18 protein-coding genes and 2 tRNA genes are annotated in these 22816 nt (G+C 63.5%); 4 read left to right on the forward strand and 16 right to left on the reverse strand.

What is annotated here, in order from left to right; genetic code table 11:
- Positions 1-63 precede the first annotated feature (63 nt).
- The 13 genes from D3876_RS15180 to D3876_RS15240 all read right to left on the reverse strand — a co-directional run bounded on the left by D3876_RS15180 (position 64) and on the right by D3876_RS15240 (position 16052).
- Complete coding sequence (locus D3876_RS15180; protein WP_119763560.1) at positions 64-2154, reverse strand: TonB-dependent receptor; 2091 nt, start codon at positions 2152-2154, stop codon at positions 64-66.
- A gap of 198 nt (positions 2155-2352) precedes the next feature.
- Positions 2353-2427 (reverse strand) — tRNA-Val (locus D3876_RS15185).
- A 209-nt stretch (positions 2428-2636) separates the two neighbouring features.
- Positions 2637-2909 (reverse strand): HU family DNA-binding protein, encoded by a 273-nt coding sequence (locus tag D3876_RS15190; RefSeq protein ID WP_119763562.1) that lies wholly within the window; start codon positions 2907-2909, stop codon positions 2637-2639.
- Positions 2910-3066: 157 nt separating this feature from the next.
- Positions 3067-5472 (reverse strand): endopeptidase La, encoded by a 2406-nt coding sequence (lon, locus tag D3876_RS15195; RefSeq protein WP_119763564.1) that lies wholly within the window; start codon positions 5470-5472, stop codon positions 3067-3069.
- A gap of 202 nt (positions 5473-5674) precedes the next feature.
- Positions 5675-6946: an ATP-dependent Clp protease ATP-binding subunit ClpX gene (gene clpX, locus D3876_RS15200; RefSeq protein ID WP_119763566.1), complete on the reverse strand. Its 1272-nt coding sequence runs from the start codon at positions 6944-6946 to the stop codon at positions 5675-5677.
- Positions 6947-7043: 97 nt separating this feature from the next.
- Positions 7044-7673, reverse strand: coding sequence for an ATP-dependent Clp endopeptidase proteolytic subunit ClpP (gene clpP, locus D3876_RS15205; RefSeq protein WP_182912026.1), 630 nt, complete (start codon positions 7671-7673; stop codon positions 7044-7046).
- A 174-nt stretch (positions 7674-7847) separates the two neighbouring features.
- Complete coding sequence (locus D3876_RS15210; RefSeq protein ID WP_119763570.1) at positions 7848-8816, reverse strand: glycosyltransferase family 2 protein; 969 nt, start codon at positions 8814-8816, stop codon at positions 7848-7850.
- 18 nt (positions 8817-8834) lie between these two features.
- Positions 8835-10460, reverse strand: a complete 1626-nt coding sequence (tig, locus tag D3876_RS15215; protein WP_119763572.1) for a trigger factor — start codon at positions 10458-10460, stop codon at positions 8835-8837.
- 69 nt (positions 10461-10529) lie between these two features.
- Positions 10530-10614: transfer RNA gene (locus D3876_RS15220), tRNA-Leu, on the reverse strand.
- A gap of 93 nt (positions 10615-10707) precedes the next feature.
- Entirely contained in the window at positions 10708-12195 is a 1488-nt protein-coding gene (gatB, locus tag D3876_RS15225) for an Asp-tRNA(Asn)/Glu-tRNA(Gln) amidotransferase subunit GatB (protein WP_119763574.1), read from the reverse strand.
- Between the two features lie 184 nt (positions 12196-12379).
- Positions 12380-13861, reverse strand: a complete 1482-nt coding sequence (gatA, locus tag D3876_RS15230) for an Asp-tRNA(Asn)/Glu-tRNA(Gln) amidotransferase subunit GatA (RefSeq protein ID WP_119763576.1) — start codon at positions 13859-13861, stop codon at positions 12380-12382.
- Positions 13862-13979: 118 nt separating this feature from the next.
- Positions 13980-14267: an Asp-tRNA(Asn)/Glu-tRNA(Gln) amidotransferase subunit GatC gene (gene gatC / locus D3876_RS15235; protein WP_119763578.1), complete on the reverse strand. Its 288-nt coding sequence runs from the start codon at positions 14265-14267 to the stop codon at positions 13980-13982.
- Positions 14268-14339: 72 nt separating this feature from the next.
- Positions 14340-16052 carry a DUF4153 domain-containing protein gene (locus tag D3876_RS15240; protein WP_119763937.1) on the reverse strand — a complete coding sequence of 571 codons (1713 nt, stop codon included), beginning with the start codon at positions 16050-16052 and terminating at the stop codon, positions 14340-14342.
- 227 nt (positions 16053-16279) lie between these two features.
- On the opposite strand from D3876_RS15240, the gene D3876_RS15245 reads away from it, so the two are divergent.
- From D3876_RS15245 to D3876_RS15260, 4 genes are all read left to right on the forward strand, one after another.
- The gene (locus tag D3876_RS15245; RefSeq protein WP_119763580.1) at positions 16280-17389 is read left to right on the forward strand and encodes a DUF3089 domain-containing protein; all 1110 of its coding nucleotides are present in this window, start codon (positions 16280-16282) and stop codon (positions 17387-17389) included.
- Positions 17386-17853, forward strand: a complete 468-nt coding sequence (gene ruvX, locus D3876_RS15250; RefSeq protein ID WP_119763582.1) for a Holliday junction resolvase RuvX — start codon at positions 17386-17388, stop codon at positions 17851-17853. The genes D3876_RS15245 and ruvX overlap by 4 nt, the downstream gene beginning before the upstream one ends.
- A 177-nt stretch (positions 17854-18030) precedes the next feature.
- Complete coding sequence (locus tag D3876_RS15255) at positions 18031-19020, forward strand: aspartate carbamoyltransferase catalytic subunit (RefSeq protein WP_119763584.1); 990 nt, start codon at positions 18031-18033, stop codon at positions 19018-19020.
- Positions 19017-20258, forward strand: coding sequence for a dihydroorotase (locus D3876_RS15260; protein WP_119763586.1), 1242 nt, complete (start codon positions 19017-19019; stop codon positions 20256-20258). The genes D3876_RS15255 and D3876_RS15260 overlap by 4 nt, the downstream gene beginning before the upstream one ends.
- Before the next feature lie 30 nt (positions 20259-20288).
- Here the strand turns inward: D3876_RS15260 and D3876_RS15265 are convergent, their stop codons facing one another.
- From D3876_RS15265 to D3876_RS15275, 3 genes are read right to left on the reverse strand one after another with little or no spacing between them, the layout of a single operon-like run.
- Positions 20289-21563, reverse strand: coding sequence for an SPOR domain-containing protein (locus D3876_RS15265; RefSeq protein ID WP_119763588.1), 1275 nt, complete (start codon positions 21561-21563; stop codon positions 20289-20291).
- Positions 21564-21586: 23 nt separating this feature from the next.
- Positions 21587-22183: a hypothetical protein gene (locus tag D3876_RS15270; protein ID WP_119763939.1), complete on the reverse strand. Its 597-nt coding sequence runs from the start codon at positions 22181-22183 to the stop codon at positions 21587-21589.
- 16 nt (positions 22184-22199) lie between these two features.
- Positions 22200-22814, reverse strand: a complete 615-nt coding sequence (locus D3876_RS15275; RefSeq protein ID WP_238475393.1) for a ParA family protein — start codon at positions 22812-22814, stop codon at positions 22200-22202.
- Positions 22815-22816: the final 2 nt, after the last annotated feature.

Consider the following 22816-nt stretch of genomic DNA (forward strand, 5'->3'; position numbering starts at 1 on the left):
GAGCCAGATAGTGACTGCCGACCGGGTTGTGCAACCGCCAACACCAGGAGATCGCGTTTGTGGTCAGAAACGAATGCTTGCACCGATCCGGATGTCGCGTCCGGCAAGCGGCGCATAATCCTTCAGGAATGAGCTATGGCGGCGTGCCGTCACGTCGAAGATGTTGTTGGCTGCCAGCCTCAGAGTCAAAAGCCCGTCCGGGCCCATGGGGCGCCATTCGATCCGCGCGTTCGCGAGCGTATAGGCAGGCGTTTCGGTCTCGAAAGCCGCGACCTTGTCCTGCATGGTCGCATGCTCGACCTCGACACGGCCGACGATCGGGTCCGATTGATATTCGAGCCCGCCCAGCAGCCTGAGCGGCGGGATGAAAGGCGCTGAGCCCAGCCCGTCGATCTTCACGCGGACATAATCGACGATGCCGTCGGCAACGATCTTGCCCGCGCCGATCTCCGCCACCGTTGCGTTCAACTCGGCCTCGAAGCCATAGTGCTTCGCGCCATTCGCGAAATAGGCGAAGACGGGAAGGTCATCCTCGATCACGCCCGTCGGCGCCTGATAGATGAAGTTGGAAAAATCATTGTAATAGGCCGAGGCTTCGAGCGAAAATCCGCCGACACGCCCGCGCAGCGTAAGCTCGGCTCCGTTGCTCTTTTCCTTGTCGAAATCGGGATTGCCGACCTCGAACGCCTGTGTCGCCAGATGCGGGCCGTTGGCGAACAGTTCCTCGGCGGTCGGCGCACGTTCGCTATGCGTCAGGTTGATTCCCAGCTTCCAGTTGTCGACGATTTCATATTGCCCGCCAATCGACGCGGAAAACGTATTGAAACTGCGCCGTGCATCGGGCGTGCCGAGCTGATCGCTGGCGGTCGCCTTGACGCTGGTATGTTCAAAGCGCCCGCCGGCTTCTGCGCGGAAGCGGCCGAAATCGAAATTCTGGACGGTGAACAGACCGCCCTGCTCGGTGCTCGTCGGCGGCAGGAAGGCTTCCTCGCCAATCGCCTCGAAATCGCGCGTTAGATATTGCGCGCCGGAGACGCTGCTCCACGCGCCCTGCTTGCGCTGCGAGAATTCGAGCCTGCCTTCCATGCCCTTGTTGTAGAACCGCGTGGCGATCTCGCCCGTGTCCTCGATCTCGAAATGGCGATAATCTCCATAGCCGCCACGGAAGCGGATCGCGTCGAGGAAGCCGCTGGCCGGCGTGATCTCGGCGCGAAGATCGGCGCGGTACTGACGCACATCGAGCGTCGGGGCTTCCGCCTCGATCGCCGGATCGAGCGAGAAGCGGATCGGCACACCATAGCGGTTATCGCTGCGCGACACCGAAAAGCCTATATTGCCGCCACCGGCGACATAGGCGACGCCGATCGCGCCCTCGCTCGATTCCGACGCGGTGTTGGGGATATCACCGCGAAGGCCGGCGAGTTGCTGGATTTCTGGATCGGGCGACGCCGCCGCCTGCTCGCGCAGTGGCCGGCTCAAAATATAACCCCCTGCCCTCAGGTCGTCGGTTTTGGCGTAGCTGCCGTCCGTGTGAAGCACAAAGCCGCCGCCCACTGGCACATCGATCGCACCCGCAACACGGCGCTCTTCGGCTGCGGTCGCGTAATCCGCATCGAGCTGGGCGTGCACTGCCTCATCGGGGATGTTGCGCGGGATGCGGTTGTCCACCACGCTCACCACGCCACCGATTGCGGAAGATCCATAAAGCAGCGCGCTCGGCCCCCGGAGAACCTCGATCCGTTCCGCGGTCAGCGGGTTGATGCTGACGGCGTGGTCCACGCTCGAACCAGAAGCGTCGAAGCTGCCGATACCGTCGATCAGCACACGGATGCGATCGGCCTGCATGCCTCGCAGGATCGGCCGTGAAGCAGAAGGGCCGAACGAGGTCGCGCTGACCCCAGGAAGCGCCGCCAGCGTCTCGCCGATCGATGTCCGCCGCGCTGCATCGAGATCGGTACCGCTCAGCACCGAGACGCCGGCAAGCAGGTCGCCACGCTCGCGCTGCAGTCCGGTGACGATAATGTCCGACGATTCCTCTTCGTGCATGACGGGCACAGAACGCGATTCGGTAGAACTGTCCTGGTTTTGCGTCTGCGCGAAAGCAGGCGTTGCGACTGAGGCGAGAAGAAGGGCGATAAGCGGACGCGACTGCATGGCAACTCCTTTACTGCCCGCGCTGATTAAGGTGACTTTATATCATGTCAACCGCTATCGCGACTTCGACACATCATTTTCGACCCACGGCGCTGGCTGCAGGATCAACGCCGGCGGCTGATCAGCCCGTGCGATGGGTCTAATCTTGATCGCTTTTGCGACGCGAAGCCGAGCGACATGGTGATGAGAAAGGAAGCGTGGTGGGCGCGGCAAGGATTGAACTTGCGACCCCACCCGTGTGAAGGGTGTGCTCTACCACTGAGCTACGCGCCCACGCTTGTCGTTGGCCACCGCGCTGGCGGGGCCGGAGCGCGTCCATAACGGGAGAATCACGCCCCCGCAATATCCCGCTCAAAAGAAAAGGCGGCGCCCGGTACGCCGCCTGCGCTTCAATCGGCCATAGGCGATCGAAGCGGTTTCTCCGGTTTCGCGCCCGGACGGAGCTTGCTCCCCGGCGGGTTTGCCCGCCGGGGAAGAGCCGATTAGTTGACCGCGTCCTTCAGGCCCTTGCCGGCCTTGAACTTCGGCTGCGTCGACGCCTTGATGGTCATCGCTTCGCCGGTGCGCGGGTTGCGGCCCGTCGAGGCCTTGCGCTTGGAAACCGAGAATGTACCGAAACCGACCAGGCGCACTTCGTCGCCCTTCTTCAGCGCACCGGTGATAGCGTCGAACACGCCCTCAACCGCCTTGCTGGCGTCGCTTTTGCTCAGGCCCGATGCATCGGCGACCGCGCCGATGAGCTCTTGCTTGTTCATGCCCTGGGAACCCCCTTGGTCTTGTTGTGGATGATTCAACTTTCGGCTTGTTTGGCCGGCGCGTAGTTAAGGCGGAGCTTTGGGGGCCTGTCAAAGCAAAACCGTCATATTCCGCCAAAAAACCCGGTGGAAACCGTGTTTTTTGAATGAAATGTGATCAGTGACGCACGGTATCCCCGTCGGACACCCCCGGAGCCCCCGGTTGCGGCGGTTGCGCAGCCAGTTCGTCGGTCTCGCTCCAGTCGATAGGCTGGAGCGAATCGGTGAGAGCGAGCGCCAGGACCTCGTCGACATGCTTGACCGGAACGATCTTGAGCCCGTCCTTGATGTTCTGCGGAATCTCGACAAGATCCTTCTCGTTTTCCGCGGGAATGAGCACTGTCTCGATGCCGCCGCGGAGCGCCGCGAGCAGCTTTTCCTTCAGGCCGCCGATCGGCAAGACACGGCCGCGCAACGTAACCTCGCCCGTCATCGCCACCTCGCGACGCACGGGGATTCCGGTCAGCGTCGAGACGATCGTCGTGACCATGCCGATACCCGCCGAGGGGCCGTCCTTCGGCACCGCGCCTTCGGGCAAGTGGATGTGGATATCCTTGCGTCCGAACAGGCTTGGCTTGATGCCGTATGCGGGCGCGCGCGCGCGGACGAAGGAAAACGCAGCCTGCACAGACTCGGTCATCACCTCGCCGAGCTTGCCCGTGGTCTTGACCAGGCCCTTGCCCGGTACCGTCACGGCCTCGATCGTTAGCAACTCGCCGCCAACCTCGGTCCATGCAAGGCCCGTGACCGCGCCGATCTCGTTCTCCTCTTCGCTGAGCCCGTGCCGGTATTTCTGCACGCCCGCATATTCGGAAAGATTTTCCGGAGTGATCACCGCGCGTTCGATCTTTTTTTCGAGTATCCTGCGCAGCGCCTTGCGTGCAAGCTTGGCGATTTCACGTTCAAGCGTACGCACGCCCGCCTCACGCGTGTATTGCTGGATCAGCGCGCGCAGGCCTTCGTCGGTCAGTTCGAACTCGCCCTTTTTCAGGCCATGTGCTTCGATCTGCTTGGTCAGCAGGTGGCGCTTCGCGATCTCGACCTTCTCGTCTTCGGTATATCCCTCGAGCCGGATGATCTCCATGCGGTCGAGCAAGGGCTGGGGCAGGTTGAGCGAGTTCGCCGTGGTCACGAACATCACGTCCGACAGATCGATATCGATCTCCAGATAATGGTCCTGGAACTTCGAATTCTGCTCGGGATCAAGCACTTCGAGCAGCGCCGAGGCCGGATCTCCGCGGAAATCCTGACCCAGCTTGTCGATTTCATCGAGCAGGAACAGCGGGTTGGACGTCCCCGCCTTTTTGAGGTTGGAAACGATCTTGCCGGGCAGCGATCCGATATAGGTGCGCCGGTGGCCGCGAATCTCGGCTTCGTCGCGCACGCCGCCCAGCGACTGACGCACGAATTCGCGCCCGCACGCCTTGGCGATGCTGCGCCCGAGCGAGGTCTTGCCGACGCCCGGCGGGCCGACGAGGCACAGGATCGGGCCCTTCAGCTTGTTGGTGCGCGCCTGGACGGCGAGATACTCGACGATCCGGTCCTTGACCTTCTCGAGTGCGTAATGATCCTCGTCGAGCACCGCCTGCGCCTGCGCGATATCTTTCTTGAGCTTGGACTTCTTGCCCCAGGGCAGGCCCAGCAACACGTCGAGATAATTGCGCACCACCGTCGCTTCAGCGGACATCGGTGCCATCGTTTTGAGTTTTTTGAGCTCCGCAGTCGCCTTGGCGCGCGCTTCCTTGGAAAGCTTGAGCGTCGCGATCTTCTGGGTCAGCTCGGCGATCTCGTCGCCCTCGCCTTCCTCGCCCTCATTGCCCAGCTCGCGCTGGATCGCCTTCAACTGCTCGTTCAGATAATATTCGCGCTGCGTCTTCTCCATCTGCCGCTTCACGCGGCTGCGGATCTTCTTCTCCACCTGGAGCACGCCGAGCTCGCCCTCCATGAAGGCGAACGCCATTTCAAGCCGGCGCGCGGGGTCGAGCTCGACGAGCAGCGCCTGCTTGTCCGCGACCTTGATCGAGATGTTGGAGGCTACCGAATCGGCGAGGCGCGAAGCGTCCTCGATCTCGCCGAGTTGGACCGCGGTCTCCGCAGGCAGCTTCTTGTTGAGCTTGGCATAGTTTTCGAACTGCTCGACAACCGAGCGCATGAGCGCCTGGATCTCGTTGCCCTCAGCGTCGCGCTCCTCGATCATCGACACCGTCGCGGTCACATGATCGTCGACTTGGGTGAGCGACTCGAGCGAGGCGCGCTGCTGTCCTTCGACAAGAACGCGGACAGTGCCATCGGGCAGCTTAAGGAGCTGGAGCACCGTCGCGATAACGCCCAGATCGTACAGATCCTCGCGACCCGGATCGTCTTCTGCCGGATCCAGTTGAGCAACAAGGAAAATTTCCTTGTTCGCTTCCATCGCCCGTTCCAGCGCCACGACCGATTTGTCGCGTCCCACGAAGAGTGGGACGATCATGTGCGGGAAGACGACGATGTCGCGAAGCGGCAATACTGGGTAGCTATTGGACATGGAGACTCCGGAAACGCTTTATCGGTATATGGGCGCGCGTGCCTTGCCGATCAATGAAGCAACGCCACACCCTGTCTTTTAGCGCATCAATTCGGACCACGTGCCGCCGTAGCGAACAAACGGAACGCGCCCGGCAGTGAAATCACCACCGTGCGCGTTCTACAGCGGGCATAAGGGCGTCGTTGACGCGCATCAATTCGGCTCAGGCGGCGTCGCCGGCCTTGGCCTTTTCCTTTTTCGAGAAGACGCGGACCGGGTCCTTGCGCCCTTCAACGACATCCTTGTCGATCATCACCTCGTCGACGCCGTCCATCGATGGCAGGTCGAACATGGTATCAAGCAAAATGCCTTCGAGGATCGAGCGGAGGCCACGCGCGCCGGTCTTGCGATCGATCGCCTTCTTGGCCACCGATATGAGCGCGTCGTCGGTGAAGCCCAGCTTCACTTCCTCCATCTCGAACAGCTTCTGGTACTGTTTGACCAGCGCATTCTTGGGTTCGGACAGGATCTTGACCAGCGCGTCGGTGTCGAGGTCCTCGAGCGTCGCGATGACGGGCAGACGACCAACGAATTCGGGGATCAGACCGAATTTCAGCAGGTCCTCGGGCTCGCCCTGGCGGAGAATCTCGCCAGTGCGGCGCTCCTCGGGCGCGGCAACATAGGCGCCGAAGCCGATCGACTTGCCCTGCAGGCGGTCCGCGATGATCTTTTCAAGGCCCGAGAAGGCGCCACCGCAGATGAAAAGGATGTTGGTCGTGTCGACCTGCAGGAACTCCTGCTGCGGGTGCTTGCGGCCGCCCTGTGGCGGGACGGAGGCGGTGGTGCCCTCCATCAGCTTGAGCAGCGCCTGCTGCACGCCCTCGCCCGACACGTCACGGGTGATCGAGGGATTTTCGGCCTTGCGGCTGATCTTGTCGATCTCGTCGATATAGACGATGCCGCGCTGCGCACGCTCGACATTGTAATCGGACGCCTGGAGCAGCTTGAGGATGATGTTCTCGACGTCCTCGCCGACATAGCCCGCCTCGGTGAGCGTCGTCGCGTCCGCCATGGTGAAGGGCACGTCGAGGATGCGCGCCAGAGTCTGCGCGAGCAGCGTCTTGCCGCAGCCCGTGGGGCCGACGAGCAGGATGTTCGACTTGGCGAGCTCGACATCGGTGCCCTTGGCGCCGTGGTTGAGTCGCTTGTAGTGGTTGTGGACCGCCACCGAGAGGACGCGCTTGGCCTGCTTCTGGCCGATCACATAATCGTCCAGCACGTCGCAGATCTCCAGCGGCGTCGGAACGCCGCCGTCCTTCTTCGAAACGAGCGCGGTCTTGGTCTCCTCGCGGATGATGTCGTTGCACAGGTCAACGCACTCATCGCAGATGAAGACGGTCGGTCCGGCGATCAGCTTGCGCACTTCGTGCTGCGACTTGCCGCAGAACGAGCAGTACAGGGTGCTCTTCGAATCGCCGCCGCTCAACTTGGTCATCTAAACATCCTTGGGCCCCATACAGGGGCCATTTGCAACGCGGTCATCCTAGACCGCGTTGCTTCTATCTCACAATGACGAATTTCCGGTAACCGCATCAAGCCGCCGCCGCGGCATCCTCGGCGGGCATCGGGCGCTTGTCGAACACCTCGTCGACGATGCCGAAAACCTTCGCCTCGTCCGACGACATGAACTTGTCGCGCTCCATCGCGTTCTCGATCGTTTCGAGCGGCTGGCCGGTATATTTCGCGTACAGCTCGTTCATCCGGTGCCGGATGCGAAGGATTTCCTTCGCCTGGATCTCGATATCGGTTGCCTGGCCCTGCGCTCCGCCCGAAGGCTGGTGGATCATGATGCGCGAATTGGTGAGCGCCATGCGCATCCCCGGCTCGCCCGCCGCGAGCAGGAAGCTGCCCATCGACGCCGCCTGGCCGATGCACACCGTGCCGACGCGCGGGCGGATATACTGCATGGTATCATGGATCGCCATGCCCGCCGTCACCACGCCACCGGGCGAGTTGATGTACATATAGATGTCCTTTTTCGGATTCTCCGACTCAAGGAACAGGAGCTGTGCGGTGATCAGCGAGGCCATGTGGTCCTCTACCTGCCCGGTCACGAAGATGATCCGCTCGCGCAGCAGCCGCGAATAAATGTCGAAGCTGCGCTCGCCGCGGTTCGATTGCTCGATGACGATGGGGACGAGAGCGTCTGTAAGAGGATGCATGTGGAGAATCTGTCCTTTGCCCGTTGACGCCCCCAACATCGGCGTTTGGCCGGGTCAGTTCAAGGGGGCGCGCGCCGATGCCGGCATCGCGCCGGCACCCGGATCGTTTATGCCTGTATCTTGGCTGTCAGGCGCACATAGCCGAATTGGCGACGCACGTCATAGATGAAATTCTCAGTTTTCCGCCGCGGGGGCCGGCAGCGCCAGATAGGCGAGCCTGCGCACCTCGCGACGGCCGCGCACGACCGTGTCCAGAATCAGCCCGCTGAACAGGCTCAAAAAGGCCAGCAGCATAAGTCCGGTCACCAGCACCGCGGTAGGCAGTCGCTCGACCAGTCCTGTCTGCACATAGGCGACCGCAAGCGGGATCGCGAGGACGATCGAGAGCGAGGCGAGCAACGCCGCAATGATCCCGAAGAACAAGGCCGGGCGCTCGTTGCGGAACAGCGTCGCGATCATGCTGAGGATACGAAAGCCGTCGCGATAGGTGGAGAGTTTGGAAACCGAGCCTTCGGGACGTGCGCCATAATGCGTGATCTCCTCCGCGACCGGCATCTTGAGTTCGAGCGCGTGGACGCTGATCTCGGTCTCGATCTCGAACCCGCCGGATAGCACGGGAAAGCTCTTCACGAAGCGTCGCGAAAATACCCGATAACCCGATAATATATCGCTGAAAGTCCGTCCGAATATCTGCGCGAGCAGGCCGGTGAGCATGGCGTTGCCGAAGCGATGCCCGCGCCGATAGGCGGCCTCGACCTCGGACCTGCGCGCCCCCACGACCATGTCCAGTTGCTCGTCCAGCAGTCGTGCGACAAGCGCCGGGGCAGCCGCGGCGTCATAGGTCGCGTCGCCATCCGCCATCACATAGATATCGGCATCGACATCCGCGAACATGCGACGGACGACATGGCCCTTGCCCTGCATCCGTTCGGTGCGGACGATCGCACCCGCGGCGCGCGCAACTTCTACGGTCCGGTCGCGACTGTTGTTGTCGTAGACATAGATCGCCGCGTCAGGAAGCGCGGCACGGAAGCCCGCGATCGTCTGCGCGATCGCGGCTTCCTCATTATAGCAGGGCAGGAGAACGGCAATCCTGAGCCCGGCGGGCAATGTGCCTGCCTTTGCGCTTTTCGGTTGTGCCATCCCCCGCCCCTGTTTGCCTTACTTCTTGGCGGCCGGCTTCTTCGCGGCGGGCTTTTTCTCCGCTGCAGGCTCGGCGTCATCCTTCTTGGCCGCAGCCTTTTTGGCAGCCGGCTTCTCGGCCCCCTCGGCCTTGCTCGGGACAGGCTTGTCGTCAGCCTTCTCGGCCTTCACCTTGGCGGGCTTTTCAGCCCCCTCGGCTTTGCTCGGGGCAGGCTTTGCCTCGGGCTCGGCTTTCTTGGCCGCGGCCTTCTTCGCCTTGGGCTTCTCGTCATGATCATGGTCGTGACCACAGCCCGGGCCGTGAACGTGACCGTCATCCTCGGCCTCGATCTCCGACTCGAGCTCTTCGCGGCTCACGGTGCGATCAGTGATCTCGGCCTTGGAGAACAGGAAGTCGACGACCTTGTCCTCATAGAGCGGCGCGCGAAGCTGCGCGGCGGCCATCGGCTCCTGCTGGATATACTGGACGAAGCGCTCGCGGTCCTCGGGGCGGTACTGCTGCGCAGCCTGCCCGATCAGTCGGTTCATCTCCTGAACGCTGACCTCGACGCCATTGGCCTGGCCGATCTCCGAGAGCAGCAGGCCGAGGCGCACGCGGCGCACCGCAATATCGCGATAGTCGTCGCGGTCGCCTTCCATTTCCTTGAGCGCGGCCTCGGGATCTTCCTCGTGGCCCGCCTCATGCTGGAGTTGCGCCCAGATCTGGTTGAACTCGGCTTCGACCATCGAGGGCGGAACCTCGAAATCATGGGCAGCGGCAAGCTGGTCGAGCAGCTTGCGCTTCATGTGCGTGCGCGTCAGGCCATTCAGCTCCTGCTCGAGCTGGCCCTTCAGCAGGCCGCGAAGCTGCTCAAGGCTCTCGAGACCGAGCGACTTGGCGAAGTCCTCGTCGGCCTTGGCTTCCTTGGGAACGCGGACCTCGTTGATCACCAGATCGAACGTCGCGGGCTTACCCTTGAGCGTGTCGACATTGTAATCCTCGGGGAAGGTCACGTTGATGGTCTTCTCGTCATTGGCTTTCACGCCGACGATCTGATCCTCGAAGCCGGGGATGAGGCGGCCCGAGCCGATTTCGACCGACATGCCCTCGCCCGTGCCGCCCTCAAAAGCGACGCCGTCGACCTTGCCGACGAAATCCATGACAACGAGGTCGCCTTCCTTCGCCTTGTGGCTCTTGGCGGCTTCCTCGAACTGCTTGTTCTGCGACGCCATGCTCTGGAGCGCTTCGTCGACCTTGGCCTCCTCGACCTCGACCGTCAGCCGCTCGAGCTTGATATTGTCGATCGAAGGCGCGGGCACTTCGGGCAGCACTTCCAGCGCGACCTTCACCTCGGCGTCCTTGCCGGGCTCGTAACCCTCGTTCAGTTCGACCGAAGGCTGCATCGCGGGGCGCAGCTTGTTGTCGGCGAGCAGCTTTTGCACGCCCTCCTGGATCGATCCGTTGAGCGCGTCCTGATGGAGCGCCTCGCCGTGCATCTTGCGGACGAGGTTCGCGGGCACCTTGCCGGGGCGGAAGCCGGGCATGCGCACCTGCGGCGCCACCGTCTTGATTTCCTTCTCCACCCGCGCGTCAATGTCCTTCGCGGTGATGGTGAGGGTGTAGGCCCGCTTCAGGCCTTCGTTCAACGTCTCGACAGTCTGCATTTTCTCTCAAACGCCTTCATTATCAGGAATCTGCTGGCTTTGGTCCTTGCGCTCACATGAGAGCGAAACTGGTGCGGGCGAAGGGACTCGAACCCCCACATCTTGCGATACCAGAACCTAAATCTGGCGCGTCTACCAGTTCCGCCACGCCCGCTTGAGGACCGCCGGTCGGCGGCGTCTATAGCAGGAGCACGTGGAGGCGCAAGGCGCGATGCACCCGCCCCTGCCCATCCCCTGCATTGTTCGTTCAGCCAAGCGCCTTTTTCAGCAGATCGTTGACGACCTTGGGATTGGCCTTGCCGCCCATAGCCTTCATCGTCTGGCCAACGAAGAAGCCGAACAAAGCTTCCTTGCCGCCCTTGTACTGTTCGACCTTGTCGCCATTGTCGGCGAGCACCTTGGCGATCACTTCCTCGATCGCGCCGGTGTCGCTGGTCTGCTTCAGACCCTTTTCCTCGACGATCACGCCGGGATCCTGCCGTGTTTCGAGCATGATTTCGAAGACCTGCTTGGCAAGCGTGCCCGAAAGCGTGCCGTCCGCGACGAGCTTGAGCAGTTCAGCGCCCTGTTTGGGGCTGACCGGGCTATGCTCGATGTCGAGGCCGAGACGGTTGAGCGCACCGAACAGGTCCGAAATCAGCCAGTTGGACGCGGCCTTCGCCATGGCCTGATCGCCGCATTCGGCGAGCAGTGCCTCGAACCAGCGCGCAGTCTCTGCCTCGGCGGTGAGCACTGCTGCGGCATAGGAAGTCAGGCCAAGATCGCCTTCATAGCGCTTGCGCTTGGCGTCGGGCAGCTCGGGCAGCGACGCGCGGCATTCCTCGAGGAATGCGTCGTCGAGTTCAAGCGGCAGCAGGTCGGGATCGGGGAAATAGCGGTAATCGTGCGCATCCTCCTTGGAACGCATCGACCGCGTCTCGTTGCGGTCCGGATCGTAAAGCCGCGTTTCCTGGACGATCTTGCCGCCCGATTCGAGCACGTCGACCTGACGGTTCGCTTCATGCTCGATCACCGCCATGACGAAGCGCACGGAGTTGACGTTCTTGGTCTCGGTCCGCGTCCCGAATTCCTCGCCGGGCTTGCGTACGCTGACATTGACGTCGGCGCGCATCGAGCCCTCTTCCATATTGCCGTCGCACGAGCCGACATAGCGGAGGATTGATCTCAGCTTCTTGACGTAAGCCCCTGCTTCCGCAGGGGAACGCATATCTGGGCGCGAGACGATTTCCATCAGCGCGACGCCCGAACGGTTAAGGTCGACATAGGAGCGCGTCGGATGCTGGTCGTGCATCAGCTTGCCCGCATCCTGCTCGACATGGATGCGTTCGATGCCGATGCGCTTCACCGCGCTGTCGGGATCCTTCTCGTCGAGCGTCACCTCGATCGCGCCCTCGCCCACCAGCGGATGATAGAGCTGCGAGATCTGGTAGCCCTGCGGCAGATCGGCGTAGAAGTAATTCTTGCGGTCGAAGCGCGACCATTTGTTGATCTGCGCGTCGATCGCCATGCCGGTGCGCACGGCCTGGCGGATGCACTCCTTGTTAGGCACGGGCAACATTCCCGGCATCGCCGCATCGATCAGCGAAACCTGGCTGTTGGGCTCCGCGCCGAACGCGGTCGCCGCGCCCGAGAAGAGCTTGGCGTTGGAGGTGACCTGCGCATGGACCTCGAGGCCGATCACGACCTCCCACTCGCCCGTTGCGCCCTGAATGCGATAGCTGCTTGTAGTTTCCATGATCCCAATACCGCTTAACAAACCGAGCTACGACCACATTTTGCGTACTGCAAAAGGTAAAACGCGATAATTATTCCGATCGCAATCACGCCATGCAACCAAAGACGATTAGCACGTTGCCGCTCAAGGCGATGGTAGCCCGTTTCAGCGGGCACTTCGTATTCGGTGTCCGTTTCAGGATCACTCACCACCACTGCTCCGGCCGCGCCGTGAAGCCCGCGCGCTCCTCGATCGCGAGGCCCGCGTTGAGCACGCCCTGCTCATCGAGCGCCTTGCCGATGATCTGGAGGCCCAGCGGCAGCCCCTGTCCGTCGAGCCCGCCGGGCACCGACATTGCGGGCAGGCCCGCAAGCGAACTCGGTACGGTGAAGACGTCGTTGAGGTACATCGCCAGCGGATCGGCCGATTTCTCGCCCAGCGCGAACGCCGCCGAGGGCGCGGTCGGCGCGAGCAGCAAGTCGCAGCGCGTCCATGCCTCGTCGAAATCGCGTGCGATCAGCGTGCGAACCTTCTGCGCCTGATTATAATAGGCGTCGTAGAAGCCCGCCGACAGCACATAGGTGCCGATCATGATGCGACGCTTGACCTCGGCGCCGAAGCCAGCGGCGCGGGTTGCGGCGTACATATCCTGCAGTCCCGCGCCGTCGGGCAGATCCCGCAAGCCGTAGCGCACGCCGTCATAGCGCGCGAGGTTGGACGAAGCCTCGGCGGGCGCGATGATGTAATAGGCAGGCAGCGCGTACTTGGTGTGCGGCAGTGAGACCTCGACGATCTCGGCGCCCGCATCCTTGAGCCATGCAATGCCCTGCTCCCAGAGCGCATCGATCTCGGCAGGCATGCCGTCGACGCGATACTCCTTGGGAATACCGATCTTCTTGCCCTTGAGATCGCTCGACAATCCGGCTTCCCAGCCGGGCACGGCGAGTTCGAGCGAGGTCGAATCCTTTGGGTCGAAACCCGCCATAGCCTCAAGCATGATCGCGCAGTCGCGCACGTCGCGCGCCATCGGGCCCGCCTGATCGAGCGAACTGGCGAAGGCGATCGTGCCCCAGCGCGAGCAGCGGCCATAGGTCGGCTTGATGCCCGAAATGCCCGTAAACGCCGCGGGCTGTCGGATCGAGCCGCCCGTGTCTGTGCCCGTCGCCGCGGGACAGAGCCGCGCCGAGATCGCCGAGGAGCTGCCGCCCGAAGAACCGCCCGGCGCGAGCGGCGCATTGCCGCCGTCCTTGCGCCGCCAGGGCGAGATCACATTGCCGAACGCGCTGGTCTCGTTGGACGAGCCCATCGCGAACTGGTCGAGGTTGAGCTTGCCGAGCATCCCAGCGCCCGCCTGCCAGAGATTGGCGGAAACCGTCGACTCATAGGTCGGCGTGAAACCGTCAAGAATGCCGCTCGCTGCGGTCGTCGGCACGCCATCGGTGCAGAACAGGTCCTTCATGCCGATTGGCACACCCGAAAGCGGCTTGAGATCGCCCGAGGCGCGCGCTGCATCGGCCGCATCGGCTGCCTTCAGCGCATGGTCGGGGGTTTCTACGAGGAACGCGTTGAGCGCTTTCGCCTGCGCCACGCGATCGTTGAACGCGGTCGCGACTTCGCGCGCGGAAAAGCTGCCGTCGCGCACACCGTCGCGGATGGCGGCAACGCCAAGATCAGTCAGTTCGGTCATGCGCCCTCTCCTGTCATTCCCGCGAAAGCGGGAATCCCGCTGCCTTCCCTTTGCCGCCGTGAACAGAAAAGCGGGATCCCCGCTTTCGCGGGGATGACGAAGAAAACAGGACGACACATTATTCGATCACCTTCGGAACCGCGAAAAAGCCGTGTTCGGCCTGGGGCGCATTGGCGAGGACCTTGTCGCGGCAATTGCCGTCGGTCACGACGTCCTCGCGCAGGCGCAGATGATTGGGGATGACCGCGGTCATGGGCTCGACCGCGCTGGTGTCGACCTCGCCCAGTTGCTCGATCCAGCCGAGGATATTGTTGAGCTCGGGCACCATCGCCTCGGCCTCGTCATCGCGCATGGCGATGCGCGCGAGGCTCGCGATCTTTTTCACGGTTGCGGTATCGACGGACATGAAAGCCTTCAATCAGGTCGGATGAACGCCTGCGCGGCTAGCACCCGCCGCGCCGCGCTTCAAGCGGCGAGGCTATTCGAAGACGTCGCCGACGGGCTTGCCATCAAGAAAGGCCTGCCGGCGCTTTACCTCACGCACCTCGATACTCGCCGAAAGCGGCGCGCCCGGCTTCACTTTCTCGACATGCTCAACCGCAAGCACACCGTCGCGATTGCTGGTCCAGACGCCTTTTTCATCCAGGCGCGCGACCTGGACGTTCAGCGGGCAATCACGACAATTTTGCCCGATCAGCACTGCGCTTCGCTCGCCCCGGCGATAGGACAGCGCGTAGCTTGCCTCGTCGTTCGCGGACAGATTGAGGGACTCTATGAGCCCTTCGGGCAACCCAACCTGTTCGGGCACCACCCGGATCGTGCGGCGCACGCGTTCCGCCCGCACTGCATTTGTCTGCCGTTCAGCTAGATCCCAACGATTTTCCGTCGCCAACGCGGTTTTGGCCGCCTTGGCGATCGCGAGAGTCTGCGATCGTGCGAGCCTGTCGACCGCGGCCTTGCCCGGTTCGCCAAAATCATAGCGCAGCGCCGCCCAGTCGAATTTTTCGGGCATGATCTTCCCGCTCTCAAGCCGCGCGACCTGATCGCGCGTCGAAATCGCGTTGAAGCTCAGGATCGGCAGCGCGAGGAACAGCGCGAGCGCGCACAGGCCAAAAGCGAGGTTGAGGTTGGCGGGACGCAGATAGGTCGCCCAGCTATGCCGCCCGCGCACCAACGAAACCAGATACGCCAGGCCAAAGGCACAGGCGACGATCACGAACACCAAAGCCCAGAGGCGATCGGGCGTGAAGCCATATTGGCCGATCCGCAGCCCGGTCGAGATTGCTGCGATGACCGCGAGCGGCAACATCGCCAGCCCCAACGCCATCGCTCCATAGCGCAGCGGCGGGAAGCGTGATTCCTGCTCCTCGCCGTTGCCGATCACCGCATTGGCAAGGATCACCGCGCCGATCACGCATGACAGCAGGATCGGCGTCGTCGCCTTCGTCGCGTCCCACAGTGCGGACAGCCCGGTAAAGGGCAGGCTCAGCAGGAACAGCAGCAGCCCCGCACCCAGCACGGGCGCAAGCACGCTCAGTACCGCGACGATGACGCGCTGGAGCACGCGCACGATCCTGTCCTGCTCGCGCAATATGCCGATCGCCGCACCGAACGAAGCGCCCATCAGCACGCGGATGAACCAGTTTTCGTCGAGCAGATCCTTGATCAGCGTGATCTTGATCAGCGCGAACAGCTCGGACAGCAGCAGCGTCAGCAGGAACACGATGCCGACGAACGCCCAGCCAGCGCACCAGATCACGACATTGGTCAGCGCATGGTCATGGACATCGACATAGGGAAAGCGGCGCGCGCCCTGATCGCGCGCCGCCTGGAACAGCGGCGCGGCGATCGCGACCGACAGGAAGATGCAAACCACGCGCCAGCCGTCGCCCCCGCTCCACTGATCGGGCGCGCCGTTCCAGTAAAGGATCAGCCCGATCGCAAGCGCGGCAACGAACGAGAAGATCACCGACCATTGCCAGCGCTCGCGCTCAAGCGTGAAGGCGATCAGCACCGCCAATGAGCCGACAAAGGCAACGCTGGCGGTCTTCAACGCGCCTGGCGGGTTCGAATAGAATGGCCCGTCACCGAGGATGAAATGGATGATCAGCCCCGCGACTGCGCCGAGCCCCGCGAGCAGCCAGGGCCGCAGATCCCAATCGGGCCGGTTGCGATATGATTCCTCGGCCATGTCAAATCCCCTTTCTTCCTCCTTTATGTCATTCCCGCGAAAGCGGGAATCCATGAACACGGAATTTTCCGGTAAGGGCAGTGTTCATGGATTCCCGCTTTCGCGGGAATGACGATCAAGGGAACGGAGCACGCTTCGCAATTGCGTCCGCCACACCTATTGGCCACAGGAACGAAATTGTCGCCCCGGCGGTTTTATGCTGCATTGCACAACAGGAAGGATGCTCGTTGGCCCGCAAGTTCCTCTATCTGATTGCGATTTTGATCATGCTCGCCATTGCCGCCACCTTTGCCTACCGCCTGTTCGGGGTGCAGATCATGCGCACCGCGATGGTGCCGACGACCGAATTCGTGCCCCAGCCCGGCGTGCAGATGAGCGCCTACGCCGAACCCGATATGTGGGTCGCGCGCCCCGACAAGGCCGTCGACAACCCCGCGCTCTGGACCCCCGATGGCTACACGCCCGGCGCAAAACCCGAGGCCGCGGTCTTCTTCATCCATCCCACCTCCTATCTCGAACGCGCGAGCTGGAACGCGCCGCTCGACAATCAGGAGGCCAATGACCGCGCCGCACTTTTCCTGCGCGGACAGGCAAGCGCATTCAACGAAGCAGGCGAAGTCTGGGCGCCCCGCTACCGGCAGGCGACCTTTGGCGCCTTCCTCACCGACAAGGCTGAGGCCGAAAAGGCGCTTGATCTTGCCTATGGCGATATTGCTTCGGCGTTCGATCGCTTTCTGGCCGAGGCCGGCGACGATCGGCCGATTATCCTCGCCGGTCACAGCCAGGGTGCGCTGCACCTGACCCGCCTGCTGCGCGAAAAGGTCGCGGGCAGGCCCGTCGCCAAGCGCATCGTGGCCGCCTATGTGGTCGGCTGGCCCATCTCGCGCAGCACCGACCTCAAGGCGCTGGGGCTTCCCGAATGCAACGGCCCCGACCAGTCGGGCTGCCTGCTGAGTTGGCAGAGCTTCGCCGAGCCGGCGGATACCACGCTGGTGCAGGAGACCTATGACGCGACGACGGGCTTCGACGGCCACCCCCGCAAGGGCACCGCGATGGTCTGCACCAATCCTGTAACGGGCGCGCCGGACACCGCTGCGCTTGCGCCCGCCAACCTCGGCACGCTGGTTCCCTCGGACGATCTCAAGACCGCGACGTTGACCAAGGCTGCGGTGCCCGCACATTGCGGACCGAACGGCTTCCTGCTGATCGGCAATCCACCCGAAATCGGCCCCTATGTGCTGCCGGGCAACAATTACCATGTCTATGACTACACGTTGTTCTGGGCGAATGTGCGCGCAGATGCCGTCCGGCGCCTTGCTGCTTATAAGGGCCAATGATCACGATCGATTCGCGCGCGTTCAGGGACGCGCTGCCTCAGGGCGGCCGATTGCTCGGGCTTGACCTCGGCACGAAAACGATCGGCATGGCGCTGTGCGACGCGGGATGGAGCTTCGCCAGCCCCGCGGGCACGATCAGGCGCGCCAAATTCTCGCAGGACAAGGCGAAGCTGGCGGCGCAGGTGAGCGATCAGCACGTCGTCGGCATCGTGCTCGGACTGCCGCTCAACCTCGACGGCACCGAATCGCCGCGCAGCCAGTCCACGCGCGCCTTTGCGCGCAATATCGAGGACATGGGGCTTCCCGTCCTGCTCTGGGACGAGCGCTGGTCGACCGTCGCGGTCGAACGCGCGATGATCGAGGCCGATCTCAGTCGTGCGAAACGCGCGGAACGCGTCGATACGCTGGCGGCGGCGCACATCCTTCAGGGCGCTATCGACGGCCTCGCAATGGCGGGTAATTGATAGAATACCCCAATCCCGCTCGGGCTGAGCCTGTCGAAGCCCATCTCTTCTTACTCATTCCTTTGGCCCAAAGCAGGAAAGTAAGGGGCTTCGACAAGCTCAGCCCGAGCGGTGAAGGTGGGAAGCACGGCGAAGCATATTGAACTCCCCCCCGCATCCGCGTAAGCCGCAGCTTTAATGCCAAACGCACCTTCATCATCAGCGCACGGGCTCACCGGGGCGCAGCTTTTCCCGCACCGCCATCTCACCGGAATCTCAGGTCTTCAGCCGCACGAGATAACCTTTTTGCTCGATGAGGCCGAGCAATGGGTCGACCTCAACCGCAAGGCGAGCAAGCATGACGGTCGTCTCTCCGGGCTCACCCAGATCAACGCCTTTTTCGAGAATTCGACGCGCACGCTGCTGTCGTTCGAGATCGCGGGCAAGCGTCTCGGCGCCGACGTCGTCAACATGCACGCCGCGCAATCGAGCGTGAAGAAGGGCGAGACGCTGATCGACACCGCGGTCACGCTCAATGCGATGCGCGCCGACGTGATCGTGATCCGTCATCAAAGCTCGGGCGCTGTCCAGCTCATCGCCGACAAGGTCGACTGCCCCGTACTCAACGCAGGTGACGGCCGCCACGAACATCCCACCCAGGCGCTGCTCGATGCGCTCACCATCCGCCGCCGCAAGGGCCGGATCGCGGGGCTTCGCGTCGCGATCTGCGGCGATGTGCTCCACAGCCGCGTCGCGCGGTCCAACATCCTCGCGCTCACGTCACTGGCTGCCGAGGTCCGGGTAATTGCGCCGCCGACATTGATGCCTCCCGCGATCGAACGAATGCACGTCACCCCCTTCACCGATTTCGATACAGGCATAGAGGGCGCCGATGTCGTGATGATGCTGCGCCTGCAAAGTGAGCGCATGGCGGGCGGCTTCATCCCCTCGCCGCGCGAATATCACGCGCTATGGGGCCTCACGTCCGAAAGGCTCGAACGCGCCGCGCCCGACGCGCTGGTCATGCACCCCGGTCCCATGAATCGCGGGGTCGAGATCGATTCGAACATCGCCGACGATCCGAACCGCTCGGCGATCACGGAGCAGGTGGAAATGGGCGTCGCGGTCCGCATGGCCTGTCTCGACGTGCTGACGCGGCGCAAGCGCGGTGTGGAGGGTTGGGCATGAGCAATACCAGCCACCTGCGCGCCATCATCAATGGCCGCGTCGTCTTGCCACAGCGCGAACCTGCCGATGCAAATATCCTGATCCGTGACGAGCAGATCGTTGAAATCGGCAGCTTCGAGATTCCGTCGGATGCCGAAATGGTCGACGCCCGGGGCGCGCTCGTCGCGCCCGGTATCATCGACATCGGCGTCTTCGCGGTCGATCCCGCGGCGTGTCGCGCGGGCGGCATCACACGCGTTGCGGTGATGCCCGACCAGTCGCCGCCGCTCGACGAACCCGGTCTCATTCAACGCGCGGCGGCCTCGGGCAAGCCCGATCATCTCTGGGTGCATCCCGTCGCCGCCGCAACGCGCGGGCTGAAGGGTGAAGAAGTCGCCGAATTTGCGCTGATGCGCTCGGTCGGCGCGCGCGCGGTGGCGACCGGACGCGGCTGGATCGCGGATTCGGGCGTGATGCGGCGCGTGCTGTCCTATGCCGCGCCGCTTGGCCTAACGACCATCACGCATCCCGAAGACAGCGGAATGGTCGGAGGCGCGGTCGCGACGTCTGGTGAGACCGCGACGCGGCTCGGTCTGCCCTGCGCGCCTGCAATTTCCGAGGCGATGGCGATCGCGCGCGATCTGGCGATCGCCGAGGTCGCCGGTGCGCCGATCCATTTCCGCCAGGTCACGACCGAAGCGGGATTCGATCTGATCCGCGCCGCCAAGGCCCGCGATGTTGTGCGCGTGACTTGCGGCATAACGCCCGCGCATCTGTTCCTGTCGGATATTGCGATTTCCGATTTCCGCACATTTGCACGCCTTTCGCCGCCACTGCGCGATGAAAGCGACCGCCAGGCCGCGCTCGCGGCGGTCGCCGACGGCACGATTGACATGATCGGATCCGGCCACGACCCGCGCGGCCCCGAGGACAAGCGACTACCCTTTGCCGACGCCGCGCCAGGGATGGCGGGTGCAGAGACGCTGCTCGCGCTCGCGCTCGGATTGGTCCGCGACGGGCTCATTGATTATGCCCGCCTGTTTGCGCTTCTCGCGGGCAATCCGGCCAAATTGCTCGGGCTCGACGCAGGCAGGATCGCGGTCGGCGCGCCAGCGGACCTGATCGTGATCGATCCCGATGCGCCGTGGAAGATCGATTCGGATCGAATGGCAGCCCGCGCGGGCAATACACCCTTTGACGGCCTGCCGGGTCAGGGCCGGGTGCTGCATATGTTGAAAGGCGGCCAGCCTCTCGGCTGACCGCCTTTCCCCCGCGCCCCGAAACCGAAATTAGCGTGAAGCGATGCGCGCCACAGCGCGCTGGACCCATTGCGCAGGCGCGCCATTGCCATAGGTCCGCACGAAGCAGTTGCCGCCATTCGCCTTGACGCGACCACAGACACGCTCGGCGTCGCTGCGCGTCTCGAAACCGCCAAGCGCGACGCGATGCACCGAGGCCCCGTTGAGCTGGAAGGTGTCCCCGACGGGGCGATAATGGGCGAGTTCGCCGAAGCGGCCGACCGAACGGCTCCATGCGGCTTCCGCGCGAATTGCGCTCGAAAAGGCGCCGATCTGGACGACATAGCGCCCGTCCTGCGATACGCGAACTGCCGGAACCGATGCCACCGCGCGCTTTAGGGATGCACGATCGGCGCGAACGAGCGCAACCGGCAGTGCCTGGACGATTTCCTGGCGCGGTGCGAACGTGATCTGGCGCAATGTTCCATCCGCATCAGACACCGCGACCTTTATGGGTTCCGGTTCTGCCGCAGTGACGGGCTCCGGCGCGGCTGCATAAGCCTCGTTCACCGCGATCGGCGCCAGCGCGAGCCGCGTGGGCTGGCCGGCATCCTCGATCGGGGCGATGCCAAGCAGCGTGGACACCTGATCCCAGCTATTCTCGGGCTGCGTGAAACGTACCCAGCCCGCGATGCGCTGGTTCAGCTCTTCGGGTGAAACGTCCTGCGCCGCGACGGCGCGCGCCCTGCCCCAATTGCCCGCCATAGCATAGGCAAGCGCCAGATTCTGGCGCGTCTTGGCGGATGTGCCTTCACTGCGCGCGGCAGGCTCCAGCACCTCAAACGCAGCCCTCATTTCGCCGGCCAGCGCCAGCGCGAGGCCGCGATCGGCATCGGCAATCGGCGCCTGTGCGTTGCGCAGCGTTTCCAGCGCCAGATCGCGCTTGCCCAGTGCGACCTGGACCAGCGCGAGGCTGAGGGTTGCGCGGCCATTGGCGGGATCGAGCGCGAGCGTATCTCCAAATGCGGTCTCGGCCGAAATCAGCCGCCCACCCTGCAGATAGGCATGCCCCAGAAGCGCACGATAGGCGGCCTCACGCGGGCTCATGCCCACGGCGCGCTCGGCCTCGACGATCGCTGCATCGAAATCGCGCGCCTTGAGCGCCTGCCCCGCCGCCGCCGCGACATCCGCTGCGGACGCAACGGCATCGGTTTCGTCGGAGGCAAAGGCGAATCCGAACTGCTTGATCGAGGGGTTGGCCCCGATCATCGTCGTACCCGCGACCAGTGCGGTCGCAGCGATCTTGAGGACTGCCGTGCGGTTCATATCATTCCCCCCGTTTTTATGGGTTACTTCGTCGCGCTGGCCGGAACCTTGCGCGCCAGATCGTCGAGCTCGGGCCGGTCCGCCAGAAAGCGATCAAGCGCCTCGGTGACGATCGCCTGCGCCGATGCGCGTTCGATTGCGCAGGCCAGCTTGAGCTTGAGATGACGCTCGGCGTCGAGCCGCAGCGTGAACGCCGCCTTGCCCTTGCGTCCGCGAACGGCTTTCTTGGCGCGCGCAATCGCAACGCGCGGTACGGGAAGCGCATCCGATTTCTTGCGCGTGGTCAGGACGGGCGCGTCGAACGCGACGTCTTCGCCCTCCTCTTCCTCGCCCGCGTCGAAATACTCTTCAACCGTGTTGAACTCTTCGGCCAGTTCCTCGCGCTGGAGCACGACTGGCGGCAATGGCTGTTCCGGAAGCGCCTGCTCGTCGAGTTCGGCGCCGCTAGGAAAGGCAACGGCTTTGGGCACATCATGCCCCATGTCGTTCCAGCCAAGATCGTCCTGGCCGCCGAAGCCGCTGAAACCGCCGAAACCCTGCGGCCGCATGGCGGGCTTTGCGTGGCCTTTGCGCGCCAGAAGCCCCGAGGAGAGCGAGGCGACGGGTTTGGGTTCACCCATGATCATTACTCCCGCCTTACTGGCCAATGACGCGACGACCGAAGCCGCCCATCGGACGCGGCGCAACCGCGGCGACGCCCATCTGCGGCGCGCTGAACACGGTGCGGCGGAAATTCTTCTCGAGCCGATCGGAAATGTACGACCAGAGCTCGACGACCTCGTTGGCGGAACGTCCCTTGGGATCGACCTCCATCACGGTGCGGCCGTCGATCATCGAGGCGGCAAAATCGGTGCGATGGTGCAGCGTCACCGGCGCCACGGTGCCGTGCTGCGAGAGCGCGACCGCGGCTTCATAGGTGATCTTGGCCTTGGGCGTGGCTGCGTTGACCACGAAGATCAGCGGCTTGCCTGCGCGTTCGCACAGATCCACCGTCGCGCCGACGGCGCGCAGATCGTGCGGGCTCGGGCGCGTCGGGATCACGATCAGCTCCGCCACCGCGATGACGCTCTGGATCGCCATCGTAATCGCCGGAGGCGTGTCGATCACCGCAAGCCTGAAGCCCTGCTGGCGCAGCACCTCGAGGTCGGAGGCGAGCCGCGCGACCGTGGTCTGCGCGAAGGCGGGATATTCGCTCTCGCGCTCGTTCCACCAATCGGCGAGCGACCCCTGCGGATCGATATCGATCAGCACGA

Origin of the sequence: Sphingomonas cavernae (genome assembly GCF_003590775.1) — a bacterium.
Taxonomy (GTDB): Bacteria; Pseudomonadota; Alphaproteobacteria; order Sphingomonadales; family Sphingomonadaceae; genus Sphingobium_A; species Sphingobium_A cavernae.

Coding starts and splice junctions, on each gene's coding strand:
- ruvX (WP_119763582.1), top strand. CDS start 17,386: ATGATCACGATCGATTCGCGCGCGTTCAGGGACGCGCTGCCTCAGGGC.
- D3876_RS15255 (WP_119763584.1), top strand. CDS start 18,031: ATGCCAAACGCACCTTCATCATCAGCGCACGGGCTCACCGGGGCGCAG.
- gatB (WP_119763574.1), bottom strand. CDS start 12,195: ATGGAAACTACAAGCAGCTATCGCATTCAGGGCGCAACGGGCGAGTGG.
- D3876_RS15210 (WP_119763570.1), bottom strand. CDS start 8,816: ATGGCACAACCGAAAAGCGCAAAGGCAGGCACATTGCCCGCCGGGCTC.
- D3876_RS15240 (WP_119763937.1), bottom strand. CDS start 16,052: ATGGCCGAGGAATCATATCGCAACCGGCCCGATTGGGATCTGCGGCCC.
- D3876_RS15180 (WP_119763560.1), bottom strand. CDS start 2,154: ATGCAGTCGCGTCCGCTTATCGCCCTTCTTCTCGCCTCAGTCGCAACG.
- gatA (WP_119763576.1), bottom strand. CDS start 13,861: ATGACCGAACTGACTGATCTTGGCGTTGCCGCCATCCGCGACGGTGTG.
- clpP (WP_182912026.1), bottom strand. CDS start 7,673: ATGCATCCTCTTACAGACGCTCTCGTCCCCATCGTCATCGAGCAATCG.
- gatC (WP_119763578.1), bottom strand. CDS start 14,267: ATGTCCGTCGATACCGCAACCGTGAAAAAGATCGCGAGCCTCGCGCGC.
- D3876_RS15190 (WP_119763562.1), bottom strand. CDS start 2,909: ATGAACAAGCAAGAGCTCATCGGCGCGGTCGCCGATGCATCGGGCCTG.
- lon (WP_119763564.1), bottom strand. CDS start 5,472: ATGTCCAATAGCTACCCAGTATTGCCGCTTCGCGACATCGTCGTCTTC.
- D3876_RS15260 (WP_119763586.1), top strand. CDS start 19,017: ATGAGCAATACCAGCCACCTGCGCGCCATCATCAATGGCCGCGTCGTC.
- D3876_RS15270 (WP_119763939.1), bottom strand. CDS start 22,183: ATGGGTGAACCCAAACCCGTCGCCTCGCTCTCCTCGGGGCTTCTGGCG.
- clpX (WP_119763566.1), bottom strand. CDS start 6,946: ATGACCAAGTTGAGCGGCGGCGATTCGAAGAGCACCCTGTACTGCTCG.
- tig (WP_119763572.1), bottom strand. CDS start 10,460: ATGCAGACTGTCGAGACGTTGAACGAAGGCCTGAAGCGGGCCTACACC.
- D3876_RS15265 (WP_119763588.1), bottom strand. CDS start 21,563: ATGAACCGCACGGCAGTCCTCAAGATCGCTGCGACCGCACTGGTCGCG.